The sequence below is a fragment of the Streptomyces sp. QH1-20 genome (genome assembly GCF_041283565.1).
Lineage (GTDB): Bacteria > Actinomycetota > Actinomycetes > Streptomycetales > Streptomycetaceae > Streptomyces > Streptomyces syringius.
The window spans coordinates 2,999,136-3,025,310 of record NZ_CP166299.1 but is presented as its reverse complement, the minus strand read 5'-3'; the positions used below and the strand labels follow the sequence as shown (position 1 = coordinate 3,025,310).

Sequence of the window (26,175 nt, the reverse complement as noted above, 5' to 3'; positions counted from 1 at the left end):
CCGCTAGTCCGGATCCCCGACCCGGGGGACCTTGATCCAGACCGCCTCGGACGGGGTCCCCTGGTCGTCGATCACATGCAGCATGTACCAGCCCGGGGGCATCAGGGACGTGTCCTCGGGCAGCGTGACGGTGATGTCGTTCGCCGTCTTGCTGAGTTCCAGTTCGATCGAGCGCTGCTCGATGTTGGTGACGTGGGTGAAGGAGCCGGGCCGGATCAGCCGCGCCTTGCGGATGGCCTGGGAGTGCGCCGTGTCGTAGGTGGTCTTCTCGCCCGCCTTCACCGTTCTCGGTGCGGTGTCCCGCAGCTCGGGGCGTGAGTCGCGGAAGAGATAGGGCGGGGTGTAGAGGTCCATCTGCTGCTGGAAGGTGGCGGGTTTGGAATTGGCCCGGTCACCGAAGAGCGAGTCGGAACCGAAGGTCATGACCCGCCCGTCGGGCAGCAGCAGAGCGCCGGAGTGGTAATTGCGGCCCACCAGCGGATCGGCCACCGCGCGCTTGGTGTTGGTCCTCGGGTCGTACAGCTCGGCCTTCAGGACGTTGGAGTCGCTGCGGCCGCGGTAGTCGCCCGAGCCGTTGGTCGTCAGCACGGTGTCGTCGGGCAGGATCACGCTGCTCGGGTAGCGGGCCTTGGCGTAGAGATCGGGGCCGTCCCGGAAACGTGGCTTCGGGTCGTGCAGATCGACGATGCGGGTCTTGGCGGTGGACTTCTTGTTCTCCCCGACCCCGCCGCCGCCGAGCACCATGTACCGCTGGGCCTGGGCGGGCGGCAGCAGGACGGACATCGAGGTCTCCAGGGTGTCCGGGTCACTCATCCCGGGCACCTCGGTGAAGGCGTTGCTCTCCAGGTCCCACAGCCCCGGCACCCGGCCCTTGTCGGCCGGCCCGTAGCCCGCGTTCGACCCGGTGTAGAAGATCCGGCCCTTGTCGGTGAGGAAGAGGGCGGGGTAGGTGGGGAAGAACCTCTCCTTGGGGAGGTAGTTCCACTTCTTCGTCTTCGGGTCGTAGATCTCGTTCTTCCCGGGGACGACCTGGCCGATCTCGTCCAGCCCGGAGACGGACAGGACCCTGCCGTCGGGAAGGGTGGTCAGGGTCGGATACCAGCGGGCCTCCCGCATCGGGTCGACCGGGACGTACCGCTCGGCGATGGGGTCGAACTCGAAGGAGTCCCTGATGCCCTGGAAGTCCTTCTTGTCGAAGGAGAGCTTGTTGGCGATGCCGTAGAGGTTCTGGGCGTCCTTCCCCTTCAGACCCTCGATGCGGTAGTTGTCGGTGAGGCCGGTCTCGTACTTGGGGCCCTGGCCGAGCGCCTCCACATAGACGCGCGCGGTGCTGGCGGTGACGGTCACCTTGCCCCCCTCCCCTTGCGTCTTCTTGGCGCGGGGCACGAGCAGGGGGTCGTGGGACTCGAAGGTCTTGCCGCTCTTCCCGCCGGTGAAGCGGGTGCCGGCCGGGAGGGTCATGGGCTTGTCGGGGTCCTCGTTGTGGACGACCATCAGCCCGCCCGCCTTGGTGACATCGCCCTCCAGCTTCTCGTAGCGCTGGGTGCCGCCCGCGACCAGCAGCTTGCCGTCGGGCAGCTGGGTGTGCCCCGCGCAGAAGAGGTCCTTGGGGGTGTCGATGTTCTTGTAGGTGTTGTGCTCGGGGTCCCACAGGACCGAGCGGAAGCTCTTGGCGTCGAAATTGGCGGCGTTGTTCCCCGAACCGGCGACGAGCAGCACCTTGCCGGTGTGCAGCAGCGCCGCGTGGATCGTATTGATCCGGTATTCACGGGGCATGTCGACCACTTTCCAGTGGCCGTTCGCCGCCTTGTACCCCGGTTGGTTGATCTTGTAGTCGTGGTATTTGGCGGAGGCGTAGCCCCATATGGCGGGCCCGTTCATGCCCGCCAGGACGACCGCCACCGCCGCACCGATGCCTACGCGGCGGGTGCGGCGGCTGACGCGGAACGGGCGGGCTCTCATGCGCGGGCCTCCACGGCACGGTCGGTGTGGCGGAGGGTCCACCACCAGGCGACGATCGGCGCGACAGTGATCGCGAGGGCGAGCGAAGCCCAGGTGGTCATCGCAACATGCGTGTGGCCGAACCAGAAGGAAGCGGCCAGCGAGCCGCCGAATACCACCAGGAAGAACAGGTGCACACGGAACGTGCCGAACAGAGTGTCGGGACTGGCCGAGTCGCCCTTCGGCGTCACCACGAAATTGCTCTTGCGGCGCAGCACCGCGTCCATCAGGGAGCGGGCGTAGATCGGGGCGGACAGCGCGGACATCACCATGCCGGCGAGCCCCCCGGAGCCCTCGGGCTCGTGCGGCGAGACATTGTGCCGGCGGTTCCAGATGTACAGCCCGATCTGCAGGGCGGCGGCGTCGCTGTAGAGCATCATCCAGATCTCCGAATTGATGGAGATGCCGGAGGCGCCGAGGCCGAGGAAGAGGGCGCAGCTCAGCGCGCCCAGCATCCAGTTGATGGCGGTCATCGGGTAGTAGATGACCATCAGGGTGTAATTGAGGAATTTCCCGGGGGAGAGGGTGAAGGGCCCTTTCCAGAACTGCTTGAGGATCGTCTCGTAGGTGCCCCGGGACCAGCGCAGCTGCTGGGTGAAGAAGTCGGTCCACGCGTTCGGCCCCTCGCCGACGGCGAGCACGTCGGGGGTGTAGACCGAGCGCCACTTCTTCCCGGTCGCCGGATTGCGGTGCCGGTGCAGCTCGAAGCCGGTGGCCATGTCCTCGGTGATCGAGTCGTAGAGCCCGCCGATGCCCTTGAGCGCGCTGATCCGCACGGCGTTGTTGGTGCCGACGAACATGGGCGCGCCGTAGCGGTTGCCGGCCCGCTGGATCAGGGCGTGGAAGAGGAACTGCTGGCTCTCGGCGGCCTTGGTGACGGCCGCGTCGTAATTGCCGTAGACCTGGGGGCCGACGACGAAGGCGATGTCGGGATCGCGGAAATAGCCGAGCATCCGCTCCAGGAAATTGGGCAGCGGCACGTGGTCGGTGTCGACCGAGGCGAAGAAGTCGTAGTCGTCGCCGTGGGCGTCCAGCCAGGAGTTGTAGTTCCCGTGTTTGGTCCTGGCCCGGTGCGGGCCCTTCTTCTGGTTCCACTTCTCGACGCCCTTGCGGGAGAAGTGGCGCACCCCGAGCCGCCGGCAGACCTCCTTGACCTCGGGGTCGTCGCCCTCGTCCAGCAGCCAAACGTCGAGCGGGCCGCGGTGCCGCAGCCGCATCGCGCCCTCCAGGGTCCTGGTGACCATCTCGATCGGCTCCTTGCCGGGCACGAACGAGGTCAGGAAGGCGACTTTGGTGCCGGTCTCGGGCACGACGGGGACCGGGTCGCGGGCGACGAGCGTCGCATGGGCGTTCGAGGTGACATTCAGAGTGCGGAACAGCTCGATGAGGCCGATGGAGACGAGCATCACCGCGTCCAGGAACCGCATGGCCGTCGTGGCGTGGTCGCGCTCGGTCCAGTGCGCGGGCTGCATCAGCCACACCAGCAGCCCCAGCGATACGACGGGCGCGGCCCCGAGGAGCAGCGCCGCCCGGATCCGGTGCGGCTCGTCCGCGAGGAGACTGCGATAGCGGACGCGGTAGGGGCGGGTGGGGTCGGGCTGGGTCAGCGGGCCCGCCAGCCGGCTGTAGTGCTCGTAGTCGAAGCGGGGCCGTGGCCTGCGCTGATGCGCAGGGGAGGTGCCGGGCGGGGCCGATCCGGCAGAGCCGGGCGCGCCTGCTGTGCCGACGGGACGGGGTGGATCCGGCGGGGTCCGCGGGGCCGGCTCAGGGGGGCCCGCTCCGGGCGCACGGGGCGGGCGCGGGCGCGTGGCCGAGGACGGATCGTGGGACTGCTGCCGGGCATGGGCAGGCGTCGACGTCATGAGTCATCCCCCCGACACGCAGCTGCCTGCGTGTGTCAGATCCTGAGCCCTGCGGACCCCCCGGCCGCTCGGGCGCAGGGGCACCGGCTCCCCCCGGCGCCCCACTCGACCCACTGCTCACGCAATGAGACCGAGCCGTTGCTGTCGGTTCAGGATCTCCGACCCCGCGTCATGATCGCAAGGGTGAAACGAGGTGGTTACCGGGCAAAGCGGTGCGTCGAACGAAGGAGTGTGCGAAAGGTGTCGAAGGGGGCAAGGCGTATCCGCGAACCGGCCCGGACACGACGAAGGCCCTCACCAGTGGTGAGGGCCTTCGACTGTCGGTGCGCCGCCAGGGACTCGAACCCCGGACCCGCTGATTAAGAGTCAGCTGCTCTAACCAACTGAGCTAGCGGCGCCTGCTGACAGAGAAAACTCTACCTGATGTTCGAGGGTGCTCCCGACCACCCCGCGAGCCGCCCGCGGGATCGGCGTCTCTCCCTCCGTGATCACCGCACACCGCGCCGACGTGCGGTTTCTCCGGCCCGTTGAGAAGCTGTGGCGAGTACGGACGCGTGACAAGCGGTCCGGCGGGCCGCCGGCACACGGCGGGTGCGGGCCCGTCGGCGACCGCCCCGGACAGGCGTACGGGAAGGCGGTGAGGCGGTGCGGACTCCGGCATTCACCGAGGAACCACCCGACGGCCGTGGCTGCCCGCGCTGCGCGGGCGCGGCGGCCGCCGCCCCGGCGCGGGCGGACGACGGTGACGCTGCTCACGCTCCCCATGCTCCCCACGCCGGGCCTCTCGACGAGGGGGCCGACGAGGGCGGCACCCGGCACCGGTGCGCGTGCGCCCTGCGCGGCGCGATCGTGGCCGCCGTGGGGGTGGCGGTCATCGCCGGCTCGGGAACGGGCGCCACGGCCGCCCCCGAGCCCCCGGACCCGGTGGGCGGGGACAGCTCCGTCTACGAACCCGGCGACCCGGAGGATCCCGCGCTCCCCGGCGCCCCCCTCGCGGACGAGCCGCTGCCGGACGAGCCGGAGTCGAACGAGCCGGAGTCGGACGAGCCGGGACCGGAAGGCGCCGTCCCGCTCAGCGACCAGGACATACCCGGCGTCGCCGCTCCACGGGGGCCCCTCTCCCCACCCCTCCCGGCGGCTCCCGCCGCCGCCAAGCCCCGGCTGGAGTCGGCCATCACCTTCGCCATGGCCCAGATCGGCGACCCGTACAAGCTGGGCGGCAACGGCCCCCACGTCTGGGACTGCTCCGGACTGATCCAGCAGGCGTACCGCCGCGCGGGCGTGAAGCTGCCGCGCATCGCCGCCGACCAGTACCGCGCCACCAAGCGCATCACCCGCCGCGCCCTGCGCCGCGGTGACCTCGTCTTCTGGTCGACCAACGGCAAGGCGTCCGGCGTCCACCACGCCGCGATCTATCTGGGCGCCGGCAAGTACCTCGAGGCGCCCCGGCCCGGCAGGAAGGTCCGTATCTCGACCTTCTCCTACTACCGCCCGAACCTGTACGGCCGGCCACGCTGACCTGCGCCGGTACCTGGCGGCCGCCCGTGCGGCCGCCGCTCCCGCCACGGCCCGCAGTCGAAGATCCGCCGGACAGGCCTAAGGTGCGGGCATGGGGATCATCACCGAGTTGGCGGCCGACGCCTGGAATCTCACGGCGGCCGACGGCCGTCGCGTCGTGCTGGGCATCGCGGGGCCGCCCGGCGCGGGGAAGTCGACGCTCGCCCGGGCGCTGGTCGCCGAGCTGGAACGGCTGCACGGTGCCGGCGCGGCCGCGTATCTGCCGCTCGACGGCTTCCACCTCTCCAACGCGCAGTTGGAGCGCCTCGGTCTGACCGACCGCAAGGGCTCCGCGCCGAGCTTCGATGTGTGGGGCTACGCCGCGTTGCTGCGCCGGGTGGTGGAGGAGCGCGAGCGCAGCGTGTACGTACCGGACTACGACCGGGTCCTCCATGAGCCGGTCGCCGCCCGGCACGAGGTGCCGCCCTCGACCGGGCTGGTGGTGACCGAGGGCAATTACCTGGCGTGCGACGAGCCGGGCTGGCGCGAGGCCCGCAGGTGGCTGGCCGAGGTCTGGTATCTGGAGACGCCCGACGAGGTGCGTCAAGGGCGTCTGATCGAGCGGCAGTTGGCAGGAGGGCGCGACCTGGCGGGGGCGCGGGCCTGGGAGCTGGGCAATGACCGGCCCAACGGTGAACTGGTTAAGTCATCGCGTGTGAACAGCGACCGGATTCTCGCTTCCTTTGGCCTGGACATGACTATTTCGGAGGACTAATCTCCGACTTGGTCTAGACCGCACACTCCACCCACCTCACGGAGAACCCCCCACGTTCTCGAGGGAGCGAAGCATGCGCAAAAAGATCAGTGCGGTGATCATCGGCCTCTCGGTGGCCTGCGTGTCCGTGCTCGCCACCGGCAGCGCCAACAGCCACGGCTACACCGACTCCCCCACCAGTCGGCAGGTGTTCTGCGCGAAGGGCACCGTGAAGAACTGCGGCGAGATCCAGTACGAACCCCAGAGCGTCGAGGGCCCCAAGGGCTTCCCGTCCCGCGGCCCCGCCGACGGCCGGATCTGCGCGGGCGGCAACAGCCGTTTCGCCCAGCTCGACGACCCGCGCGGCGGCCAGTGGCCCGCCACCAAGCTCACCGCGGGGCAGGGCTACGGCTTCCGCTGGAAGCTCACTGCCCGGCACGCCACGACCGACTTCCGCTACTACATCACCAAGGACGGCTACAACCCCGCCAAGCCGCTCACCCGCGCCGACCTCGAACCCCAGCCGTTCATGAGCGTCCCCTACGGGGGCCGGGTCCCCGAGGCGACCGTCACCCACCAGGGCACCGTGCCCACCCTGAAGACCGGCAAGCACGTCATCCTCGCTGTCTGGACGATCGCGGACACGCCCAACGCGTTCTACGCCTGTTCGGACGTCCAGTTCTGATCTGAGCCCCCACCGGCCGGGCCGGCCGGGAGACCTTGTGGCGCGTCCCGCGCACCGAGGTCTCCCGCGCCGGTCCGGTCACGTTTCGCGGACCGGCTCGCTCCGATCGGCGGACCCGGCGGACCCCGCCGGCTCAGCAGCCTCAGCCGACTCGACCGGCTTGACCGGCCGCAGCGCGATCCGGGCCAGCACTCCCGCGACGACCAGCGCGATCACGGCCAGCAGGGCGTAGTCGGGCACGGCGTTGCCGATCCGGGAGGCGAGCCGCTCCAGCTCGAACTCCTGGTCGGCGTCCAGGATCCCGGGCAGGCCGGTCGTCCCGTCGTAGGCGAGGAAGAGCACCCCGATGCCGATGAAGAACAGCCCGGACACCAGCGAGGTCGTGTGCAGCCGCAGCCGGCCGAGGCGCACTTCCCGGCCGCGCAGCCAGCGCCGGCTGCCGAGCTTGAAGCGGTCCCAGAACACGGCCAGCACGAACAGCGGCAGTGCCATGCCCAGCGCGTAGACGGCGAGCATCGACGCCCCGTACACCGGGTTGCCGTTGACGGCGGTCACGGTCAGCACCGCGCCGAGGATCGGCCCGGCGCAGAAGCCCGCCAGTCCGTAGACGCAGCCCAACAAGAACGTCGAGGCGGCCGAGCGCGGGGTGATGCGCCCGGCGGCGGCCTGGGCCTTCCTGGAGGCGAAGCCGAGGCCGAGGATCTGGGCGGCGCCCATGGCGATCACGACCCAGCCGCCGACGGTGATCAGCAGATCGCGGTGGCCGTTGAAGAGCCGGCTGGCGGCCGTGGAGGCCGCGCCGAGCGGTACGAGCGTGGTCGCGAGCCCGAGGTAGAAGACGCAGGTGCGGGCCAGCAGCTTGCCGGGGCTCGCGAGGGAGTACGCGAAGAAGGCGGGCAGCAGCAGCGCACTGCACGGGCTGAGCAGGGCGAGGGCGCCGCCGAGGAAGGCGGCGAGGTAACCGATGTCGGTCACTTCTCGCTCTTCCCGCTGTCCCCGCCCTTGGCCGGGCCGGCCGCCTTCGCCGCCTTGGCGGCCTTGGCCTGGGCGATCGCGGCCTCGAAGGCGCTCATCGGCTGGGCGCCCGCGACGGGCCGCCCGCCGACGAGGAAGGAGGGGGTGCTCTGCACGCCGAGGGCGTAGCCCTCCTCCTGGTCCTTCTTCACGGCGGCCTCGGACGCCGAGCCGTTCATGTCCTCGCGGAACCGGTCGACGTCGGACACGCCGGCCGTGCGGGCCATCTCGACCAGCTTGTCCTCGGCGAGGGCGTCACCCTTGCGGAGCTTGGCGAACACTTCGTGGTGGAACTGCGGGAAGCGGCCCTGCTGCCCGGCTGCCCAGGCGGCCCGCGCGGCGCGCATCGAGTCCTTGCCGAAGATGGGGAAGTTGCGGAACTCGATGCGCAGCACGCCTTCGTCCACGTACTTCTTCACCAGTTCGGGCTGGGTCTCGCGGGTGTAGCGGCCGCAGTACGAGCACTGGTAGTCGGAGTACTCGACGAGCACGACGGGCGCGTCGGTGCGGCCGAGGGCGAGCGGGTCGCCGTCCTTGCGGCGGCTGGTGGCCTTCTCCGCCTCGTCGTAGGCGGGCTGCCGCGGGTCGGCGGCGGGCTCGGAGGAGGCGGACGCCTCCCGCTTGCCGGAGCCGCCGGCGTTCTTGCCGATCGCGATGCCGGCCGCGACGAGCGCGACGACGAGGGCGAGGACCGCGCCGATGGCCGCGAGGCGGCGGGCGGGCGTGGTGAGCGTTGCGGACATGAGGAAGAGGCTCCATGGGTCTGACGGATTCTGGGCATGCCAAGGTGCGGCCCGGGCGGGCCGTGGTGGGCGGGTCTAGATCCGTAGGACGGGGAGCAGCTCGGCGCAGCCGGCGACGGGCGCGGGCGGCGACCTGGGCGCGGTGGCCCGCGGCGGCAGTGCGGTCGGCGGTGCCGCGCGGGTCGCGGCGGGTGCGGTGAGCGGGTCGCCGTGCCCGGCCGGGACGACGGCCTCGGCGCCCTTGAGCGGGAGGTCCTGCGGACGGCACGTGCCGCCCGTGTCGCCGGGGTCGGCCCGGACGGCGTGGGGGTCGCGGATCTCGGGCCGGGTGTTCTGCGGGACGGCGGCCGTGGTGTCGCTCGCCGCGTGCGCGGACGGGATCGCACCGGAGAGGATCGAGTCGACCGGCGCCGGGCCGGAGAGGACCGCGAGGAGGAGCAGGAGCAGCGCGGTTGCCGTCGGACGGCGGTGCTGCGGCACGTGGCCCTCCTTCCCGGTCCCGGTCACGCGCGGCAGGGCCCGCCGCGGCCCCCCATGCTACGGCGGCCGGTCGGCGGACCGCCCTACCGAGAGCTCCCGGGAGCACGACGAAGGCCCTCACCATCGGTGAGGGCCTTCGACTGTCGGTGCGCCGCCAGGGACTCGAACCCCGGACCCGCTGATTAAGAGTCAGCTGCTCTAACCAACTGAGCTAGCGGCGCCTGCTGACAGAGAAAATAATACCCGGTCCGAACGGGTGCTCCGAACCACCCGTCGCCGGGGCCCCTCCCGCCCCGTCTTCCTGGGCGTCAGAGGGGCCCAGAGGGACTCAGAGAGACATCGACAGCAGCAGGGGTGCCGCCTTCCGGTTCAGCGTCTCGGCGGCCTGCCGCAGCCGGTGGGCGTGCGCCAGCGGGAGCGAGAGCGCGAGACAGCCGACCGAGTGCCCGGCGGTGATCGGGACGGCGGCGCAGACCGTGCCCACCGCGTACTCCTGGAGATCGAGGACGGGGACGGTCGCGGGCTGGGCGTCGAGCTTGCGGAAGAGGACCTGCTCGTTGGTGATCGTCCGGGAGGTGAGCCGGGCGGTCTTGTGGCGCGAGAGGTGGTCGCGCCGGTCGTCGTGGTCGAGCTGGGTGAGCAGGCACTTGCCGAGCGCGCTGGCGTGGGCGGCGGAGCGGAAGTCGACCCATTCGTTGACCTTGGGCGTGCGCGGGCCGTCCGCGTACTGCGTGATCCTGACCTCGCCGTCGATGTAGCGGCTCAGATAGACGGCCGCGCCGAGTGAGTCGCGCAGCGCGAACAGCGACTGCTGGAGCTTGCGCTCCACGGCCTTCGCGCGGTCGCCGCCGGAGCCGAGCAGGACCAGGGACTCACCGATGATGTAGGCATCGTCGCCGACCCGCTCCACGTAGTCCTCGCGGCGGAGCATCAGCAGCAGATGGGCGAGGTGGCCGGCGGGCAGGCCGGTCTCGCGCGCGATCTGGACCTCGGTGACGCCGCCGGAGTGTCTGGCGACCGTTTCCAGCACGCGCAGGGCGTACTGCACCGAGTGGAACGGCGCGGTCGGCTCGGGCTTGAGCGCCACGGTTTCCCCCTAGCGGTTTCCAGCGAGTATCCGCTCTCCACGATAAAGGCGAAAGGGTCCTTCTGGAGCGGGTGTTGAGGACTTGGGCCCGGGTATCGGGCGCCTGTCCAGGGATGCGCCCCAACGGCATATGCCGATGTCATAGCGGGGAACTCCGTGGCGCGGCCGGGAATAAGCGGAGTGATGCTCCGGTTGGGCTGGGCGCGACGTGCGGGACACCCCGCGCGACGCGAGCGACCAGACGCAGCGCCAACCAGGGAGGCGGGCCACCGTGGCCGACGAGCGGGACGACATCATCCGGGCCGAGCCCAAGGGAAGCGCGCCGGTGCCGCTGTCCGTACTGGACCTGGCGACCGTCGGCAGCGGCCGGACCGCCCGGCAGGCGCTGGGCACCACGGTCGAGCTGGCACGGCTCGCCGAGCGCCGGGGCTACCACCGCTTCTGGGTGGCCGAGCACCACTCCATGCCCGGTGTGGCCAGCTCCTCCCCGGCCGTCATCCTGGCCCACCTCGCGGCCCACACCGACCGGATCCGCCTCGGCTCCGGCGGCGTCATGCTGCCCAACCACGCCCCCCTGGTGATCGCCGAGCAGTTCGGCACCCTGGAGGCCCTCGCCCCCCGCCGCGTCGACCTCGGCCTCGGCCGGGCGCCGGGCACGGACGGCGCGACCGCCGCCGCGCTGCGCCGCTCGGACCGGCTGCGGGAGGGGGCGGACGACTTCCCGCAGCAGCTCGCCGAGCTGACGCGGTTCCTGGACGACGACTTCCCCGACGGCCACCCCTACGCCCGTATCCACGCCGTCCCCGGCCCGGTCCAGGGCCGGGTGCCCGGCGGGGTGCAGCGGGCGGACCGGCCCTCCGTCTGGCTGCTCGGCTCCTCCGGCTTCAGCGCACGGCTCGCGGGGGCCCTCGGCCTGCCCTTCTCCTTCGCGCACCACTTCTCCGCCGCGAACACCGTTCCGGCGCTCCAGCTCTACCGCGACACCTTCCGGCCCTCCGGGATCCTCGACCGCCCGTACGCCAAGATCGGCGTCCAGGCGTTCGCCGCCGACGACCCGAAGGAGGCCCGCCGCCAGGTCCTCACCGGGGCGCTCGCGATGCTGCGGCTGCGCACCGGCCGGCCCGGGCTGGTCCCGACGCCGGAGGAGGCCGAGGGATACGACTTCAGTGCGGCCGAGGGGGAGTTCGTCGACGACTGGCTGCGCAATGTCGTCTTCGGCACCCCGGACGAGGTGCGCGCGGGCCTGACCGCCCTGGTCGAGCGGACGGGTGCCGACGAGCTGATGATCACGGCCAACGCGCATACGCCGGAGCTTCGGCTGCGCAGCTACGAACTGATCGCGGACGCGTACGGCTTGCCGGATGCGTAGGGCCTGCCCGGCGGATCTTCGGCTGCGGGCCGCAGTTGCCGCCTGCGGCGACGAGCGCCCTGCGGGCGCGTCCTCAATCGCCGGACGGGCTGAAACCAGCCCGTCCGGCGATTGAGGACAAGGCACAGCAGCCCGTCCGGCGATTGAGGACACCGCCGCGCAACGGGGCCCTCACGGTCGTACCCCCGTGCGCAGCAGTGCCGAGATGCGGTCGGCCGGCACCGGTCGGGAGTAGAACCACCCCTGGCCGGTGTCGCAGCCGATCCGCCCCAGCCGCTCCGCCTGCTCCGCGCTCTCCACGCACTCCGCCGTCACCGTGAGGCCCAGCCGGTGGGCGAGCTGGACGAGCGCCTCGACGATCGTCTCGTCGGCCGGGTTGGGGTGCTCGTCCGCGCGGAAGCCGTGCACGAACGACCCGTCGAGCTTGAGGGTGGAGACCGGGAGCCGGCTGAGGTAGGCGAGGTTGGAATAGCCGGTGCCGAAGTCGTCGATGGCAATGGCGACGCCCATGTCGCTGAGCTGCTGGAGCTGCTGCAGCGGGCGGCCCGCCGAGCCCATCAGCGCGGACTCGGTCAGCTCCAGCTGCAGCAGATGCGGCGGCAGCCCGGTCTCGGCGAGGATCCGGGCCACGTCCGTGACCAGGTCGGAGTCCCACACCTGGCGTACCGCCACATTGACGCTGACGACGAGCGGCTCCTCGGGGTGGTCGAGCTGCCAGCGGCGCGCCTGGCGGCAGGCCGTCGCGAGGATCCAGCGGCCCAGCGGCACGATCGCCCCCGTCTCCTCCGCCAGGCCGATGAACCGGTTGGGGGCCAGGGTGCCGAACTGCGGATGGCGCCAGCGCACCAGCGCCTCCACCCCGCGCACGATCCCGTCGCCCAGCCCCACCAGCGGCTGGTACTGCAGGACGAACTCGTCGCGCTCGACGGCGGGCCGCAGGGTGCTGGAGAGGGCCTGGCGGGTCATCCGGTGGGCGTTGCGCTCCGGGTCGAAGAGCGTCCAGCGGGCCTTTCCGTCCGCCTTCGCCCAGTACAGGGTGGTGTCCGCGGCCTGCATCAGCTCCGTGGCGTGCGTACCGGCCGCGGGGCGCTCGACGACGCCGATGCTCGCCGACACCGACAGCCGCTGCCCAGCCACGTCGAACGGCCGCTGGAGCGCCGTCAGTACGGCCGCGGCGAGGGTCACGAGCTGCTCGGTGCCCGTCGACTCCTCGACCAGCAGCGCGAATTCGTCGCCGCCGAGCCGGGCCACCAGATGGCCGTCGGGCGCCGCGCACTCGCTCAGCCGCTGGGCCACCAGCCCCAGCAGCCGGTCGCCGGCCCGGTGGCCGAGGGTGTCGTTGACGGCCTTGAAGCCGTCCAGGTCGAGATAGCACAGCCCGATCCGGCCGCCGCCGTCCCGGGACACGGCCGCGGTGGTGAGCGCCGCGGCCAGCCGCTCGAAGAACAGACTCCGGTTGGGCAGCCGGGTGACCGGGTCGTGCATCCGCAAGTGCCGCAGCCGGGCCCGCAGATCCCGCCGGTCGCTGATGTCGGCGACCGACAGCAGCGTCTCGCGGCTGTCGGGCAGCTGGGTGAGGGTCACCTCCGCCCACACGCCCCGGCCGCCGCGGTGTCTGAGGCGACGGGTGCAGTGCAGCACCTCGCGGCGGCCGAGCAGCACCTCGCGGTACTCGCTCCAGGTGCGGGCGTCCTCGCGCAGGCCGGTGAAGTCGGCGGCGGGGGAGTCGGCCAGCCGGGCGGGGTCGGTGCCGAGCAGCGCGCCGAGCGCGTCGTTGGCGGTGCGTACGAGTCCGTCACGGCCGACGACGGCCATGCCCAGCCGCGCGGCATGGAAGGCGGCACGGAAATCGCTCGAAGGTACGTTACGTTGCGTGACGACTGGAGGCGTTGAACCGGGCGTGCCGCCCTGGCCGTCGAGGGTTCCGCTCACCGCTCGCTCCCACGTGGCATTCATTCCGCACTGGTTTCGTTTGGTTCTCGTGGATCTCGTACGCGTGGTCGAAAACGCGGCATATGACCGCCCTGTCGGGGGTATCCCGTGCTGGAAATGTGGCGATCATAGGGCTCGCGCAAGGACCGTTCCAGCGGCCCTCCCGTGAGCGCCCGAACCGCCGTCTCTGGTTTGTCCGTTTTTGCATGACCGTGCGCGCTCGTGCCTGAGTCCGGGTGGCCGCGTCTTCTCGATTGACCGTCAGTGACTGAGTGTGATGTACCCAGAAGTCGGCTTAGTCACTCGACTGGGGTAGTGGAACAGGGCATATCACCACAAACAATCAGAGGGTGGGTGAGGTGTCCCGAATCCGTCTCCGGAGGTCGACGTGGTGCGTCCGCAGACACCCATGGGAGTGGACCGGCAGCCCCGCTGGCGCCGCGCCGGAGCCGTGGTCACCTCGATGTGCGCGATCGCCGCCACGACCGTCGTCGCCGGACCGGCGCAGGCGGCGGGGCCCGGCGGGCCGTGCGCGCTCCCCCGCAGCCAGGCCCACCACTCCGAGGGCCTCGACAGCTGGAACCCGGCCTACCCGCGCCCCCTCGGCCACCTCGACGCCGTCATGGTCTTCCTGTCCTTCCCCGGCTCCCGGCCCCGCACCACCCCGGCCCAGCTCGCGGCCGACCACTTCCCCGGCACCTCGCGCTTCTTCGACCGGGCCTCATACGGGCGGTTCTCGCTGCACCCCCACCCCGTGAACCGCTGGCTGCGCATGCCGCGGTCGGCCGACTCGTACCGGATACAGCGCGACTGGGACGGCGACCGCCGCGCCGCCTATCTGCGCGACGCCATCGCCGCCGCCGACCGCGTGGTGGACTTCGCCCGCTACGACCTCGTCTACCTCGTCGCCGACCCCGACGCCCCGGGCGTCGACTCCGACGCGACGAAGGTCGTCAACCTCGACCGGCCCGTCCGGGTCGACGGCACCGTACTGCGCCGCATCGTCACCGTCTTCGAGCACCACCCGCCGGACCGCAACGTCCTCGCCCACGAGACCGGGCACGTCCTGGACCTGCCCGACCTCTACCACCGGCCCACCGACGGCAAGGGCGACTGGGACACCCACGTCGGGGACTGGGACCTCATGGGCAGCCAGTTCGGGCTCGCCTCGGACCCCTTCGGCTGGCACAAGTGGAAGCTGGGCTGGCTCACCTCGCGGCACGTCCGCTGCGTCCGGTCCCCGGGCAGCACCCTGCACGCGCTCCACGCGCTGGAGGACCCGATGCGGCCCGGCATCGACTCCCGGGCCCGGATGATCGTGGTCCGCACGGGCGAGACGAGCGCCATCGTCATCGAGGCACGCGGCGCGGCCGGCAACGACACCACCACCTGCTCCGAGGGCGTGCTGGTCTACCGGGTGCTCAGCGACACCGCCTCCGGCGGCGGGCCCGTCCAGGTGCTGGACGCCCACCCCGACAGCCAGGCCTGCTGGGGCGAGTCCGTCTACCCCCCGCTGGCGGACGCACCGCTGCGCGCCGGGGAGTCCCTGTCGACGGGCCCGGACGGGGTGCGGGTGGAGGTGCGGGCCCGGACGGCCGACGGGGCGTGGACGGTCGCGGTGGAGCGCGAATGAGGGCCGCGCCCCCGGAGCCTCCGGGAGCACGACGAAGGCCCTCACCATCGGTGAGGGCCTTCGACTGTCTGTGCGCCGCCAGGGACTCGAACCCCGGACCCGCTGATTAAGAGTCAGCTGCTCTAACCAACTGAGCTAGCGGCGCCTGCTGACGTGGAAGACTTTAGCACCCTGCTCCGGCGGAACGAAAATCCATAGGTCCGGGCCCGGCGGGAGGCCCGGCGCCCGGGCGGTCAGAGCGGTGCGGGGGTCAGTGTGGCGAAGGGCGCGGCCTCGACACCGCCCCCACCTGCGGACTCGTCCGTCGCCCCCTCGCGGGCGGCCCGTACGCACGCCCACAGCAGGACCTCCGGGCCCGGGAGCCAGGGGTGCCGTACCTCGGGGGCCACCAGCCAGCGGGAGACGGGGACCGTCGGCTCCTCGTCCCCCGGCGGATAGAGCGCGGGGGCGGTCACCGCGTCGCCCTTGCCGTGGCACAGCAGCGGCGGCACCGCGCGGGACCACTCCTCCCAGGCGAGCAGCGCGGGCAGCCGCTGGGCGGTGCCGGGGGCGGCGAACAGCAGCAGCCGGCCGCGCTGGGCGGCGACCGGGCCGGAGCCCGGCCCCGCGGACCATAAGCGGTCCAATAACCGGCGCCCGAACAGCGCCGGCGCGCTGATCACGTCGAACGCGGTGCCGCAGGGGAGCACGACCGGTGCGCTCGGCTGGTCGCACCACAGGGCGTGGACGCTCTGCGGGAAGGGGCTGGCCGAGGCGAGCCAGTCGGCCCCGGCGAGGGTGACATAGGTGGCGGTCGCGCGGTGCGGGGACTGGCGCGGTGCCGGGTGGGAGGCCTGGTGGGGGGCCTGATGCGGGGCGGTGTGGGGGTAGGGGCGGGCGGGACGCGGGTCGTGCGGCCAGGAGTTCATGGGTCCTATATTCAGCGCCATCTCCGGTGCCGCTGCCGGGAGTTGCCCGAACTCGGGACAAGGCGCCAAGGGGTGCGCTAGTTTGTGCGCCGCATATGCCAACGGCCCATGATCGGGGACCATGGGCCGCGGTGGCCACCGGGCGGTCAGTCGACCGCTCTGCTGCTGCGCTGCAGGTCACGGCCGAATTCGACCATCTTCTTCGTATAGTCCTCGCTCCACTCGGCGCGCGCCGCGATTACGGCGGTGGGCAGCCGGTCGAAGCGCCGGGGGTCGGCGAGCTGGGCGGCGGCCAGCGCCTGGTACTCCATCGCCCGGTCGGCCGCCGCGCGGAAGGCCAGCGCCAGCTCGGTGGAGCGGGCCAGCAGCTCGCGCGGGTCCTCGATCGACTCCAGGTCGAAGAAGTGCTCGGCCTCCGCGACGGCCTCGGGCGGCTCGAAGAGCAGCTGCGCGGGTTTCAGGCGGCGCGGCCCACTCCCACCGCGCGCGTCGGCAGCCGACTGCGGCTCGCACATGTACATACCTCCAGGATCGTCTCCACCGCCATCCATTGTCCTGCGCCGCGCAAGTAGGCCCACGGGCTAGGGGTTCCCCCCCCAGGGTTTTGGCCAGGGGTTCCATGGCGATATCGGCTAAGGGCGCCAGGCCACCCGATGGTCGGACCATTGGTCCCAGGTGGACATCATGGCCTCCCATCCATCAGGGCTGTTTCCGTTGGTCGCCTCCGGCGACGTGCCGGACTCCGTCCGGCGGCCAGGGGGCGCGGCGCCGTTCAGGGGCGCCATGCCACCCGGTGGTCGGACCATTGGTCCCAGGTGGACATCATCGCCTCCCATCCATCAGGGAACTTCACCGTCACCCCCAGCTGCACGGGCTCCGCCGACGGGTGCTCGTCGAGCAGGCGGTCGACCCCCGCCCGGCACACCACGACGCACGCGTGCCGGTGCCGTGAGGCCAGCACGCACAGCCGGCCCGTCTCCAGGTGGAACGCCGTCGCGTCCGGGCGCCCCGACAGCGGATGCAGCATCACCGTCACATCGAACTCCCGGCCCTGCAGCCGGTTCGCCGTGTCCACCGTGACGCCGGACACCCCCAGCCCGGCGAGGGCCGCCCGGACGGCCGCGGCCTGGTCGCGGTGGGCCGTGCCGACCGCGATCCGGTCCGGCGTGAGCGGCGCCGGGTCCGGCGACCGCTCGCTCGTCGCGACCCCGCCCCGGTCCAGCATCCGCCGCACCACCAGCGCCACCGCGCCGACCGCCTCCGGGTCCGTCCGCGGTGTGTGACGGGCGGGCAGCTCCAGCAGGCCCCAGCCCGACTCGGCCGCCTCGTCCAGCACCCGGTCCGGGCCCGAACCGTCGGAGGGGACGCCGAAGGACAGCCGCCGGTCTCCGTGACCGGTGCCGCTGCGGAACGGCGTGTACGGATAGAAGGCGTCCGAGACGAGCGGCGCGGCGGACGCGGGCAGCCGCCAGGACACCGGCAGCCGATGCTGGGGCAGCTCGGGGTTGTGCGCCAGCAGTGTGGTCACCGCGCTGGCGGACGGGTCGTACGACAGCCCCGCCCACTGGGCCGAGCCGTCCGGGCCCACCACGCTGAACGGATCCAACTGCCCCGGGTCGCCGACGAACAGCGCCCGCTCGAACAGCCCGGCCACCGCGAGCAGCGCGTCCGAGCGCATCTGATACGCCTCGTCGACGATCGCGTGGCCCCACGGCTCGCTGACCTTGGTGTGCGCCCACTTCGCCGCCGTGGAGACGACGATGTCGAGCCCCGCGAGGTCCGCGGCCTTCGCGGACGTCACGACGGACGCGAGCGCGTCGAGCGCCGGGTCGTAAGGACGCGCGTCGCTGCTGTGCAGGCGCCCGACGGGCAGCTCCGGGTCCTGCTCGGCCAGCCGCAGCACCAGGTCGTCGACCTGGGCATTGGTCTGCGCGACGATCATCAGCGGCCGGCCGGCGGCGGCCAGCTCGCGCGCGGCCCGTACGACCAGCGTCGACTTGCCCGCGCCCGGCGGGGAGTCCACGACGACGCCGCGGTGCGGGCTGTGCAGGGTGTCCCGCAGGATCGCGTCCGTCGCGGCGCCGGCCGCCGCCGCGGGGTCGAAGGAGGCCGTGCGGGGTGCTCGCAGGCTCACGGGGCCACCCACCGGGCAGGGACGGGCGGCATCCGGTACTCGGTCACAGAAGGTCCTCCGCGGTCACCGGGTCGGGGCCGTCCTCGTGCGTGCCCGGCGGGCCGCCGTGGGTCCAGGGCGTCCGCTCGGGGTCGGGCAGCTCCGGGCCGCCCCGGGGGGCGTGCTCGAACAGAGTCCAGCACACACGGTCGCCGGGGACCGGCACCGACCCCGGGTCGGGGACCTTGCCCCGGCCCATGCCACCGGTCAGCCGGACGGTCAGCACGCCCGCCCCGTGGGCGACGAACTCGGCCGACTGCGCCTTGCCGTCCGCCAGCGCGCGGTGCACCTTCGCACCCTCGGCGACATGCGGACCGTCGTCCGTACGCACCGTGACCAGGGGGCGCGGGCGCGGGACCTTCGCCTCCGAATACTCCATGACCACCTCGGTGACCTCGCCCGCGAAGGCCTCGCCGGCCAGCCGCCGCGCCGCCATGACCAGCGGATCGTCCAGCGCCTCCTGGGCCTCCAGCTGTGCCTGCGCGGTCTCCCGCGCCGCGAGCTTGCGGGCCGCCGTCACCGCGTCGTCCCGCTTGGGCTGCGGCGGCTCCCCGGCCCGTACCCGGTCGCGGTGCGCGGTGTACGACCAGCGGTCCCGCTTCCACCGCTCAGCCACCCTGGCCCCCTCCGGGAGGGCACGCAGCAGATCGACGCCGCGCCACACGGCGTCCCAGGTGGGGCGCAACTGCGAGGTGAGGAGGGCGCCGATCTCGCGCTCGGCGCCGGCCAGCGCGTCCCGCGCGGGCGGGTGGTACGGGCCCGCCTCCAGGACCTCCGCGCGCGCCCGGTCGTAGCGGGCGACGGCGGGCGCCAGCCGCTTGTTGTCGAAGACCGGGTCGGTGGCGGGCCCGGCGGGCGGACAGAGCAGCAGCCCGTCCGGGCCGCACCCGAGCTCCGCGCGGACGGCCGCCTCCGCGCCCGTCGTCCCCGCCGGGGGATCGATCCAGGCGAGCAGCGCGCCCAGGTGCTGGTCCTCGAGGTTCGACTGGCCGGTCGCCCAGTGGCGGCCCAGCAGGTGCGTCATCGGCAGCAGCAGCGACGAGCCGGGCACCCGGGCCCGCTCGCCGAAGTGCGTCAGCCAGCGGCCGAGCAGCGGCACGCGCGGGGGAGCGGGGTAGGGCGTTTCCGGGTCCTGCTCGGCGGTACGGCGGAACCGCATGGACCGCCCCAGCAGCCGTACGTACTCGACGCCCGCGCCGCTCGGCACCAGCAACTGCGGGGCGTCCGCGCACAGCTCGACCTCGACCGGGACCTTCTTGCCCGTCTCCGGGTCGGTCTCCTTGCGCTGCTCCAGCACGACGTCGTCGGCGAACGACTCGATGTACGGCAGCACGGCCTCGGCCAGCTCGGCGAGGAACGCGGACCGCAGATCCCGGTCCCGCGGCTGCGCCACCATCAGCAGCCGCGGCGCGTCCCGCTCGGTCCCGACCAGCGCGCCGAGCGGCGCCCCCGCCTCACCGGCGGTCGTCAGCGGCACGAACACGAGCGGCCGCTCGGACACCTGCCGATGCCGCACGGTCGCCAGCGGCCGCGCCCGCCCCTCCCGCACGGCCTCCAGCCGCGCGAGCGTGGTGATCAGTGACATGCGGCCTCCGTCCGGGGTGCGGTGTGCCCTGGCGGGCAGCCTTCCGAGGCGCCCAGCGCCTCCGCGCGCAGTGCGGCCGCGCGGCGGAGCGCGGAGACGGTGGGGTCGGCGGCGTCGCCCGTCTCGCCCAGGGCGGCGGAGAGCACCGATTCGACCGTGGTCAGCGCGCCCAGCTCGCCGCGCACCCCACGGCCCAGCGTCTCCACCGCGCCGGCCGCCCGCGCCCGTGCCCGGCAGTGGAAGGCCAGCTCGCACGTGGCCAGGCACTCCGGGGCGTAGGCCGCGCCGACCGACTCGACGGCGGTCGCCAGCTCCGCGGCGGGCCGCGTCGCGGTCCGGCCGTCGTCGGCCAGGCGCAGATCGAAGGTGGTGTCGGCGGGCAGCCCGGCGGCGATGTCCTCGACCCGGGTCAGCCGGGCCAGCTGACGGCGGGTGGTGGCCAACTGCTTGCGGACGTCGACGAGCTCGGCGGCGGGCAGGTTGGAGAAGTCCTTGGGACAGACCAGCAGGATGTGATGCCGCACGCGCGCGCCACGGGTCCGGCCGGCGGCCGGTGCGTCCGCGTCCTCGGGGTGACTGCGCGCCCCGCCGTCCGCACCGGCGGGATGCGGGGCGATGGCGTGGGCGTCCTCGGGGTGAGCGAGCGGCCGCGCACCGGGGTCCGTGCCGTCGGGGTGGCCCGGCGGCCGCGCCGCCCACCCGTCCTCGTCGGCGCCCTGCCCGGAAGGCGCGGGCAGTCGGGCCGCGACGTCCTCCAGCGCCAAGGCGTACACCGCCGCCTGCCGGGCGGCCGCGCCCACCTTCGCCGTGTCGGCCGCGCCGTCGATCATCGCGAAGGACTTGATCTCCACGACGGTCCAGCTGCCGTCGGGGTGGACGACCACCGCGTCCGGCTCCAGATAGACCGGGGTGCCGGCGACCGCGAGGGCCAGCAGGGGGTGGTCCAACAGCGTCCAGCGGCCGGCGGCCGTGGCATCGCGCAGGGCCAGGGCCGTACGGGCCGCGCGGCCCTCGGGCCCGACGGCCGACAGATCGGGGGCCGGGGCGGGGGCCGGGCCGGGCTCCTGCGGGCCCTCGCCCAGCCGCTCCCGCAGCAGCCGGATCAGCCCGGCGCCGCCGTCGTCCTTGACGCGGGCCTCGAAGGCATTGCCCCGGACGAAGGCGAACTGCGACTGCCCGAAGGTCGCCGGCGAGCCCAGGGCCCGGGCCAGCGCGCCCTTGTCGATCCCGGCGCCGTCGAGCAGCGCCCGGCGGTGACAGCCGGGGTTGGCGGCCAGCGCCGCGAGGGCGCGGGCATCGAGCGGGTGCGGTGCGACGGCCGGGCCGCGCAGGTCAGCGAGCCGCTGCCGCAGCCCCGTCGGGGTGGCTGTCGACGGCCTCGCCGTGGGCCGGCTGTCGAGGGATCTGGTCACTGGCGTCCGCCTCGCGATGTCTCTCCGGCGCCCCCGAACGGTCCCTCGGGGCCCCTGCTCCGGAGGGCGTCGACCGGGGAAGCGCTGTACCCGCCGAAGTGTCGCACCCGCCACTGACACTCGCGGGCGTCTCGGTGGTTTCCGCGTCGGCCGTCGCCAGGAAGCGGCCCCGGATCCGTTCGACGAGCCGCAGCACCGGACGGGCCAGCAGGAAGCCGGCGCCCATCACGGCGGCGCCCGCGACGGCGTCCAGGAAGTAGTGGTTGGCGGTGCCCATCACGATGATCGTGATGGCCAGCGGGTACACGACGCCCGCGATCTTCGCCCAGGTCGTACGGCCGTAGCGCCACAGCACGACGCCGCACCACAGGGCCCATCCGACGTGCAGGCTGGGCATGGCCGCGTACTGGTTGGTCAGCCCGCCGAGTCCGCGCGGGGCGCTGGCCTCGCCGCCCCACCAGCCGTAGGAGCCGTACTGGGCCATCGTGTCGACGAACCCGTAACCGGGGTCGAGCAGCCGGGGCGGGCAGGTGGGCAGCAGGGTGAAGCCGATCAGCCCGATGAGGGTGGAGACCATCAGCCACGTCCGCAGCGGACGGTAATCGGCCGGGCGGCACTTGAAGAGCCAGATGAGCAGCGCCGGGGTGAGCAGGTAATGCAGCGACGCGTAGGCGAAGTCGGCGGGTATGCCGAGGGAGGCGTGCTCGGTGAACAGCCGGTTGAGCGGGTGCTCGAAGTTTATTCGGAACGTTTTTTCAAGATCGAGAATTGACAGGCCGTGGTCGACGGCTGATTGCACGTCTCCCCGGACCAGCAGCCGCCCGGCCGAGTACACCGCGTACACCACGGCGATCAGCGGCAGCTCGGTCCACCAGCGCGGCCGCTTCCCGAGTGGTGCGGTGCGGTACATCCGGACGCTCTCCATTTGTTCAGGCGGCCAACAAGCGCGCATGCAACCGTACGGTGTAAGCCACTTGGCTCGCACACCGCCCCGAGACTTCCCGGCTACACCCTGTTCGCCCGCTGTTGTGCGGTGGTCTACGGGTCGTGAGGAAGGAGACGCCAGAAATGGCCACAGGGTTGCCTGTGAAAGGGGTGAGCGATGATGGGGGTGGGACGGACGAGCTTGTCGTTCTGTCGCCAAAATCACCCAAATCTTATTGAAGGGGGCCCCTCCATGGCACCGCGCATCCTGCTGGCCCGGCACGGACAGACGGAGTGGTCGCTCTCCGGCAAGCACACCGGCCGTACGGACATCCCGCTCCTCGACGAGGGGCGGCGCGGGGCCAAACTGCTCGGCGAGCGGCTGCACCGCGAGCCGTGGGACGCGCTGCCGGGCGTCGAGGTCCGCACCAGCCCGCTGGTGCGCGCGAAGGAGACCTGCGAGCTGGCCGGTTTCGGTGACCGGGCCACGACGTGGGACGCGCTGATGGAGTTCCACTACGGCGCGTACGAGGGCATGACCCCGGACGAGATCAAGGCGGGCCGGCCGGGCTGGCTCATCTGGCGCGACGGCGTCCCCGAGGGCGAGACGCTGGCGGAGGTCGGGGCGCGGGCGGACGAGGTCGTGGAGTGGGCCCGCTCGGCCGACCGCGACGTCCTGATCTTCGCCCACGGCCACATCCTGCGCGTCATCGGCGCCCGCTGGCTCGGCCTCGACGTCTCCTTCGCCTCCCGCATCCGCCTCGACCCGACCTCGCTCTCCATCCTCGGCTGGGCCTACGGCGCCCCGGCGATCGAACGCTGGAACGACACGGGGCACCTCGCGTAGCGGTACGGGGTGACCCCGGCTTCGCGCTCGGCGCGCGGGTGTCCTGCCGGCTGCGGGCCGTCTTGCCGCCTGCGGCGGCGGGCGCCCTGCGGGCGCGTCCTCAAGCGCCGGACGGGCTTGATTGGGCTGAGCTCAGCCGCCAAGCCCGTCCGGCACCCGTCACGTCAGACGCGCAGCCGACTGGCGGGCCAGGAACGACGCCACCACCGGATCGCGTTCGTGCGGGCGCAGCAGGCGGGCCGTGGAGGCGAGCATCGTGCGGATGCGGGAGGAGCGGACCTGGTCGAGCAGGTCCAGGACGCGTTCGCCCGCGGCCGCTGCCTCGTCCGGGTGTCCGGCGCGGGCCAGGTCGCCCGCGAGCTGCGCGGTGAACAGCGCCGTGTTGCGCGCGAAGTGCGAGTCCTGGAGGAAGACCGCCTGCCGCGCGTGCTCCACCGCGCGCGGCCAGTCGCCGAGCACCGACCAGCACTGCGCCTCCAGCCCCTCCAGTTCCGCCTCGCCGAAGAACGTCATCCACTCCGGGTCCGTCGCCCCCGCGCCCCGCCCGAACAGCGTTCGCGCCCGCAGCAGCGCCGCCTCGCACGCCGCCCGGTCCCCGAGCCCGGCCCAGCCGCCCGCCTCGCGCAGCGTCAGCAGGGACATCAGCCGGGTCGAAGAAAGCTTCCGCCCCGCCCGCTGCGCGGCCTGCGCCGCGCGGACGGCCTCCCGCGGCCGGTCCGCGTCCCGCGCGAGGAACGCGGTGTTGCAGAACGCGTGCGCCTCCAGGGCCGCGTCCCCGGCGACCCGCGCGGTGGCGAGGGCCTCGGCGTAGTGGGAGCGGGCGTCGGCGAACCGGCCCGAGTCGTGGGCCAGCCAGCCGACCGAGATCGCCAGTTCGCCCGCGCTGGCGTGCAGCCGGTCCGCGACCGACTGCCGCCGGGTGCCGGCGTCGAGCAGTTCGTACGCCACCCGCAGGGGCTGCGCGGCGCGTCGGTAGAGGCCGTCGCCGCCGTGCCGGTCGTCGAGGACGCGGATGCGCCGCACCGCCCGCTCGACGGCGGAGGCCTCGGCCTCGCCGACACGGCGGGGCGGGCGGGCGCCGGGGGCGCCGCCCAGCGAGGCGGTGGCCATCGCGGCCGTGCCGCTGGTCATGAACGCGCGACGCAACACGTCGCTCTCCTTGGTGCTGTCCGACCGCTGCAGGTCGAAGGGCCGGTCGAAGGGGTTGTCGGAGGCGCCGTCGGCAAGATCCCCCGAGGGGGCGGAGTCGTGGGTCGCTTCGGGGATCTCGGATTGCGGGGACGGCGTACGCCCCGCTCCGCGCGCCCCCCAGCCGCGTACCGCGTCCCGTGGTGCGAAGCCCATGTCCGCCGGTTCGCGACCGGGGAACATGTGCCGGAACACCCGTTCGTAGGCGTAGTTGGGGCAACGGATCTCCCCGGATTCGACACGTCCGATATAGCGCGCGTCGCAGGAGACCTGCTCGCCGATCTCACGGGCCGCACGCCGTACGGCCGCCGCGAACTCGCCAGGTGAGCGGTGTCCTCGCAACTGCCGGAAGGCGGTGTTGGGGCGGGGTGACGAGGATGCGTGGGACGACGCCATGGCCGGGCCCTCTCCCTGGCGAATGCCACCCCGCGCGTGCTCCGGGGCGGGCGGCTGTACTTGCCTTTGCGGCATGAAAACCGTACCGGCTGTGAGCCGTTCACTACGCTCGGTTTGGCTACAAAACGGATATCTCACGCACCATCCGCCATGAACTGCCATCCTTTGCGGCGGCTGTGCACCGTAGCCGTTGACGCGATGGGGCGTTGGAATCCATGGAGTGCGCTCGACGCGGAGTGCCCACGGCGGAGGAGGCGTTTCCCTTGGTGGAGGCCGGAGTGGACATCGGTGGTTCGCGTACGACGGTGACGACGGCGCTGCACCGGCCGCGTCAGGACCGCAGCCCCTTTCCGTACCCGCCCGTGACGTTCGACGAGGCCGGCCCGTGCGACCTCGTCACCGTCCCGGCCCGCCAGGGCCTGGAGGCCGTCGACATCCTGCGGCTGCGCGACGGCGTGGGACCCGTCCTGCACGACGGCGCGTGCGACACCCTCGGCTTCCTCGTGCCGCCCGGCACCGCCGCCGGCTGGGACGTGCCCGGCAGCGCCTGTACGCAGACCTTCGACCGCGTCCCCCGGGGCAGCCTCGCCGAGCCCCCCGTCTCCGGCACCGGCTGGCTCGTCCCACCCGACGTGGCCTTCACCTCCTCCACCGACCCCGCCGTGCTGAGGGCCGCGCTCGGCGAGGCGGCCCGGACCATCGAGGCCGTCGACCGCTGCCGCTAGCCGTCGCCGGCCGGCGAACGGGCCGCCGCGCGGGCCGCCGGGGCCGCGGGCGATACTTGCCAGGTGGCGAAGGGCAAGCAGAAGCAAGGGCGCGGGCGCACCGCGGAGCCGGTATCGGCGCAGGTGGCCGGCGGTCTGGCGGAGCTGGTGCCCGACCGGGACCGGCCGCGCGGCCGCACCCTTCTGATCGACGGGGCCCCGCAGTCCCATGTGGACCTCGACGATCCCGCGTACCTCGACTTCGCCTATCAGCGGCGCCTCGGCCACATCGCCGACCTCGTGGCACCGCCCGGCAAGCCGATCCAGGCGCTGCACCTGGGCGGCGGGGCGTTCACCCTCGCCCGGTACATCGCCGCGACCCGCCCCCGCTCGACCCAGCAGATCGTCGAGATCGACGCCCCGCTCGTCCAGTTCGTCCGCGCCGAGCTGCCCCTGGACGGCGGCTGGCGGATCCGGGTGCGCGGCGTCGACGCGCGGGAGGGGCTCGCCAAGGTGCCGGACGGCTGGGCGGATCTGATCATCGCCGACGTCTTCAGCGGCGCCCGCACCCCCGCGCACCTGACCAGCGTGGAGTTCACCGGGGAGGTGCGCCGGGCCCTGCGCCCGGGCGGCTTCTACGCGGCGAACCTCGCGGACGGTCCGCCGCTCGCCCATCTGAAGGGGCAGATCGCGACCGCGGCGGCCGTCTTCCCCGAGCTGGCCCTGACCGCCGAACCGGCGGTGTTGCGCGGGCGGCGCTTCGGCAACGCCGTGCTGCTGGCCTGCGACCGGGAGCTGCCCGTCGCCGAGCTGACCCGGCGGGCCGCCTCCGACCCGAACCAGGGGCGGGTCGAACACGGCCGCGCCCTGGCCGACTTCACGGGCGGCGCGGCGCCGGTCACCGACGCCGCGGCCCGGCCCTCCCCGGCCCCGCCGCCCGACGCCTTCGCGTAGCGGCGGCAGCGCGGGTCCCGGGGGAGT

General features: G+C 72.9%; 22 protein-coding genes and 3 tRNA genes. 8 read left to right on the top strand and 17 right to left on the bottom strand.

The genetic code is table 11. The annotated features are described in order from the left end of the window. Positions 1-3: 3 nt before the first annotated feature. From AB8O64_RS13540 to AB8O64_RS13530, 3 genes are all read right to left on the bottom strand, one after another. Positions 4-1,962, bottom strand: a complete 1,959-nt coding sequence (locus AB8O64_RS13540) for a galactose oxidase-like domain-containing protein (protein WP_370419407.1) — start codon at positions 1,960-1,962, stop codon at positions 4-6. After that, the gene (locus tag AB8O64_RS13535) at positions 1,959-3,863 is read right to left on the bottom strand and encodes a glycosyltransferase family 2 protein (protein ID WP_370419406.1); all 1,905 of its coding nucleotides are present in this window, start codon (positions 3,861-3,863) and stop codon (positions 1,959-1,961) included. The genes AB8O64_RS13540 and AB8O64_RS13535 overlap by 4 nt, the downstream gene beginning before the upstream one ends. A 324-nt stretch (positions 3,864-4,187) precedes the next feature. Then, positions 4,188-4,261: transfer RNA gene (locus AB8O64_RS13530), tRNA-Lys, on the bottom strand. Between the two features lie 247 nt (positions 4,262-4,508). Here AB8O64_RS13530 and AB8O64_RS13525 point away from each other — a divergent pair. From AB8O64_RS13525 to AB8O64_RS13515, 3 genes are all read left to right on the top strand, one after another. Beyond that, positions 4,509-5,381 (top strand): NlpC/P60 family protein, encoded by an 873-nt coding sequence (locus AB8O64_RS13525; protein ID WP_370419405.1) that lies wholly within the window; start codon positions 4,509-4,511, stop codon positions 5,379-5,381. 91 nt (positions 5,382-5,472) lie between these two features. After that, a complete protein-coding gene (locus AB8O64_RS13520) occupies positions 5,473-6,135 on the top strand; it encodes a nucleoside/nucleotide kinase family protein (protein ID WP_370419404.1) in 663 nt (220 codons plus the stop codon). 73 nt (positions 6,136-6,208) lie between these two features. Beyond that, the gene (locus tag AB8O64_RS13515; protein ID WP_370419403.1) at positions 6,209-6,799 is read left to right on the top strand and encodes a lytic polysaccharide monooxygenase; all 591 of its coding nucleotides are present in this window, start codon (positions 6,209-6,211) and stop codon (positions 6,797-6,799) included. A gap of 78 nt (positions 6,800-6,877) precedes the next feature. Here the strand turns inward: AB8O64_RS13515 and AB8O64_RS13510 are convergent, their stop codons facing one another. From AB8O64_RS13510 to AB8O64_RS13490, 5 genes are all read right to left on the bottom strand, one after another. Beyond that, a complete protein-coding gene (locus tag AB8O64_RS13510) occupies positions 6,878-7,774 on the bottom strand; it encodes a cytochrome c biogenesis CcdA family protein (RefSeq protein ID WP_370419402.1) in 897 nt (298 codons plus the stop codon). Continuing rightward, positions 7,771-8,556, bottom strand: coding sequence for a DsbA family protein (locus AB8O64_RS13505; RefSeq protein WP_370419401.1), 786 nt, complete (start codon positions 8,554-8,556; stop codon positions 7,771-7,773). Before AB8O64_RS13505 ends, AB8O64_RS13510 begins: the two co-directional genes overlap by 4 nt. Positions 8,557-8,631: 75 nt before the next feature. Further along, positions 8,632-9,036: a hypothetical protein gene (locus AB8O64_RS13500; protein WP_370419400.1), complete on the bottom strand. Its 405-nt coding sequence runs from the start codon at positions 9,034-9,036 to the stop codon at positions 8,632-8,634. 147 nt (positions 9,037-9,183) lie between these two features. Next, a tRNA-Lys gene (locus AB8O64_RS13495) sits at positions 9,184-9,257 on the bottom strand. A 107-nt stretch (positions 9,258-9,364) separates the two neighbouring features. Then, positions 9,365-10,123 carry an IclR family transcriptional regulator gene (locus tag AB8O64_RS13490; protein WP_370419399.1) on the bottom strand — a complete coding sequence of 253 codons (759 nt, stop codon included), beginning with the start codon at positions 10,121-10,123 and terminating at the stop codon, positions 9,365-9,367. 271 nt (positions 10,124-10,394) lie between these two features. Between AB8O64_RS13490 and AB8O64_RS13485 the strand changes: the two genes are divergently transcribed. Continuing rightward, positions 10,395-11,492, top strand: a complete 1,098-nt coding sequence (locus AB8O64_RS13485) for an LLM class flavin-dependent oxidoreductase (RefSeq protein WP_370419398.1) — start codon at positions 10,395-10,397, stop codon at positions 11,490-11,492. A gap of 171 nt (positions 11,493-11,663) precedes the next feature. On the opposite strand, the gene AB8O64_RS13480 is transcribed toward AB8O64_RS13485, so the two are convergent. After that, entirely contained in the window at positions 11,664-13,448 is a 1,785-nt protein-coding gene (locus AB8O64_RS13480; protein ID WP_370419397.1) for a putative bifunctional diguanylate cyclase/phosphodiesterase, read from the bottom strand. 385 nt (positions 13,449-13,833) lie between these two features. Between AB8O64_RS13480 and AB8O64_RS13475 the strand changes: the two genes are divergently transcribed. After that, the gene (locus AB8O64_RS13475) at positions 13,834-15,057 is read left to right on the top strand and encodes a M6 family metalloprotease domain-containing protein (RefSeq protein WP_370423862.1); all 1,224 of its coding nucleotides are present in this window, start codon (positions 13,834-13,836) and stop codon (positions 15,055-15,057) included. 71 nt (positions 15,058-15,128) lie between these two features. Here the strand turns inward: AB8O64_RS13475 and AB8O64_RS13470 are convergent. The 7 genes from AB8O64_RS13470 to AB8O64_RS13440 all read right to left on the bottom strand — a co-directional run bounded on the left by AB8O64_RS13470 (position 15,129) and on the right by AB8O64_RS13440 (position 22,045). After that, a tRNA-Lys gene (locus tag AB8O64_RS13470) sits at positions 15,129-15,202 on the bottom strand. Positions 15,203-15,290: 88 nt separating this feature from the next. After that, the gene (locus AB8O64_RS13465; RefSeq protein WP_370419396.1) at positions 15,291-15,965 is read right to left on the bottom strand and encodes a bifunctional DNA primase/polymerase; all 675 of its coding nucleotides are present in this window, start codon (positions 15,963-15,965) and stop codon (positions 15,291-15,293) included. A 146-nt stretch (positions 15,966-16,111) separates the two neighbouring features. Continuing rightward, positions 16,112-16,480, bottom strand: a complete 369-nt coding sequence (locus AB8O64_RS13460) for a hypothetical protein (protein WP_356452338.1) — start codon at positions 16,478-16,480, stop codon at positions 16,112-16,114. A 257-nt stretch (positions 16,481-16,737) separates the two neighbouring features. Beyond that, the gene (locus AB8O64_RS13455) at positions 16,738-18,099 is read right to left on the bottom strand and encodes an AAA domain-containing protein (RefSeq protein WP_370419395.1); all 1,362 of its coding nucleotides are present in this window, start codon (positions 18,097-18,099) and stop codon (positions 16,738-16,740) included. Positions 18,100-18,142: 43 nt separating this feature from the next. Beyond that, on the bottom strand, positions 18,143-19,723 hold the full coding sequence (locus AB8O64_RS13450; RefSeq protein WP_370419394.1) for a hypothetical protein: 1,581 nt from the start codon (positions 19,721-19,723) through the stop codon (positions 18,143-18,145). Beyond that, positions 19,714-21,135, bottom strand: coding sequence for a hypothetical protein (locus AB8O64_RS13445; protein ID WP_370419393.1), 1,422 nt, complete (start codon positions 21,133-21,135; stop codon positions 19,714-19,716). The genes AB8O64_RS13450 and AB8O64_RS13445 overlap by 10 nt, the downstream gene beginning before the upstream one ends. Beyond that, the gene (locus AB8O64_RS13440; RefSeq protein WP_370419392.1) at positions 21,056-22,045 is read right to left on the bottom strand and encodes a phosphatase PAP2 family protein; all 990 of its coding nucleotides are present in this window, start codon (positions 22,043-22,045) and stop codon (positions 21,056-21,058) included. Before AB8O64_RS13440 ends, AB8O64_RS13445 begins: the two co-directional genes overlap by 80 nt. 267 nt (positions 22,046-22,312) lie before the next feature. Between AB8O64_RS13440 and AB8O64_RS13435 the strand changes: the two genes are divergently transcribed. Beyond that, positions 22,313-22,906: a histidine phosphatase family protein gene (locus AB8O64_RS13435; protein WP_130877967.1), complete on the top strand. Its 594-nt coding sequence runs from the start codon at positions 22,313-22,315 to the stop codon at positions 22,904-22,906. Between the two features lie 159 nt (positions 22,907-23,065). Here AB8O64_RS13435 and AB8O64_RS13430 read toward each other — a convergent pair whose 3' ends face one another. Beyond that, positions 23,066-24,490: a tetratricopeptide repeat protein gene (locus tag AB8O64_RS13430; RefSeq protein WP_370419391.1), complete on the bottom strand. Its 1,425-nt coding sequence runs from the start codon at positions 24,488-24,490 to the stop codon at positions 23,066-23,068. A 215-nt stretch (positions 24,491-24,705) separates the two neighbouring features. Here AB8O64_RS13430 and AB8O64_RS13425 point away from each other — a divergent pair, with 215 nt between their 5' ends. Together AB8O64_RS13425 and AB8O64_RS13420 are read left to right on the top strand one after the other, a co-directional pair. After that, a complete protein-coding gene (locus tag AB8O64_RS13425) occupies positions 24,706-25,215 on the top strand; it encodes a hypothetical protein (protein WP_370419390.1) in 510 nt (169 codons plus the stop codon). Positions 25,216-25,278: 63 nt separating this feature from the next. After that, entirely contained in the window at positions 25,279-26,148 is an 870-nt protein-coding gene (locus tag AB8O64_RS13420) for a spermidine synthase (RefSeq protein ID WP_370419389.1), read from the top strand. Positions 26,149-26,175: the final 27 nt, after the last annotated feature.

Coding starts and splice junctions, on each gene's coding strand:
- AB8O64_RS13540 (WP_370419407.1), bottom strand. CDS start 1,962: ATGAGAGCCCGCCCGTTCCGCGTCAGCCGCCGCACCCGCCGCGTAGGC.
- AB8O64_RS13535 (WP_370419406.1), bottom strand. CDS start 3,863: ATGACGTCGACGCCTGCCCATGCCCGGCAGCAGTCCCACGATCCGTCC.
- AB8O64_RS13520 (WP_370419404.1), top strand. CDS start 5,473: ATGGGGATCATCACCGAGTTGGCGGCCGACGCCTGGAATCTCACGGCG.
- AB8O64_RS13515 (WP_370419403.1), top strand. CDS start 6,209: ATGCGCAAAAAGATCAGTGCGGTGATCATCGGCCTCTCGGTGGCCTGC.
- AB8O64_RS13505 (WP_370419401.1), bottom strand. CDS start 8,556: ATGTCCGCAACGCTCACCACGCCCGCCCGCCGCCTCGCGGCCATCGGC.
- AB8O64_RS13480 (WP_370419397.1), bottom strand. CDS start 13,448: ATGAATGCCACGTGGGAGCGAGCGGTGAGCGGAACCCTCGACGGCCAG.
- AB8O64_RS13475 (WP_370423862.1), top strand. CDS start 13,834: ATGGGAGTGGACCGGCAGCCCCGCTGGCGCCGCGCCGGAGCCGTGGTC.
- AB8O64_RS13465 (WP_370419396.1), bottom strand. CDS start 15,965: ATGAACTCCTGGCCGCACGACCCGCGTCCCGCCCGCCCCTACCCCCAC.
- AB8O64_RS13460 (WP_356452338.1), bottom strand. CDS start 16,480: ATGTGCGAGCCGCAGTCGGCTGCCGACGCGCGCGGTGGGAGTGGGCCG.
- AB8O64_RS13450 (WP_370419394.1), bottom strand. CDS start 19,723: ATGTCACTGATCACCACGCTCGCGCGGCTGGAGGCCGTGCGGGAGGGG.
- AB8O64_RS13440 (WP_370419392.1), bottom strand. CDS start 22,045: ATGTACCGCACCGCACCACTCGGGAAGCGGCCGCGCTGGTGGACCGAG.
- AB8O64_RS13435 (WP_130877967.1), top strand. CDS start 22,313: ATGGCACCGCGCATCCTGCTGGCCCGGCACGGACAGACGGAGTGGTCG.
- AB8O64_RS13430 (WP_370419391.1), bottom strand. CDS start 24,490: ATGGCGTCGTCCCACGCATCCTCGTCACCCCGCCCCAACACCGCCTTC.
- AB8O64_RS13425 (WP_370419390.1), top strand. CDS start 24,706: ATGGAGTGCGCTCGACGCGGAGTGCCCACGGCGGAGGAGGCGTTTCCC.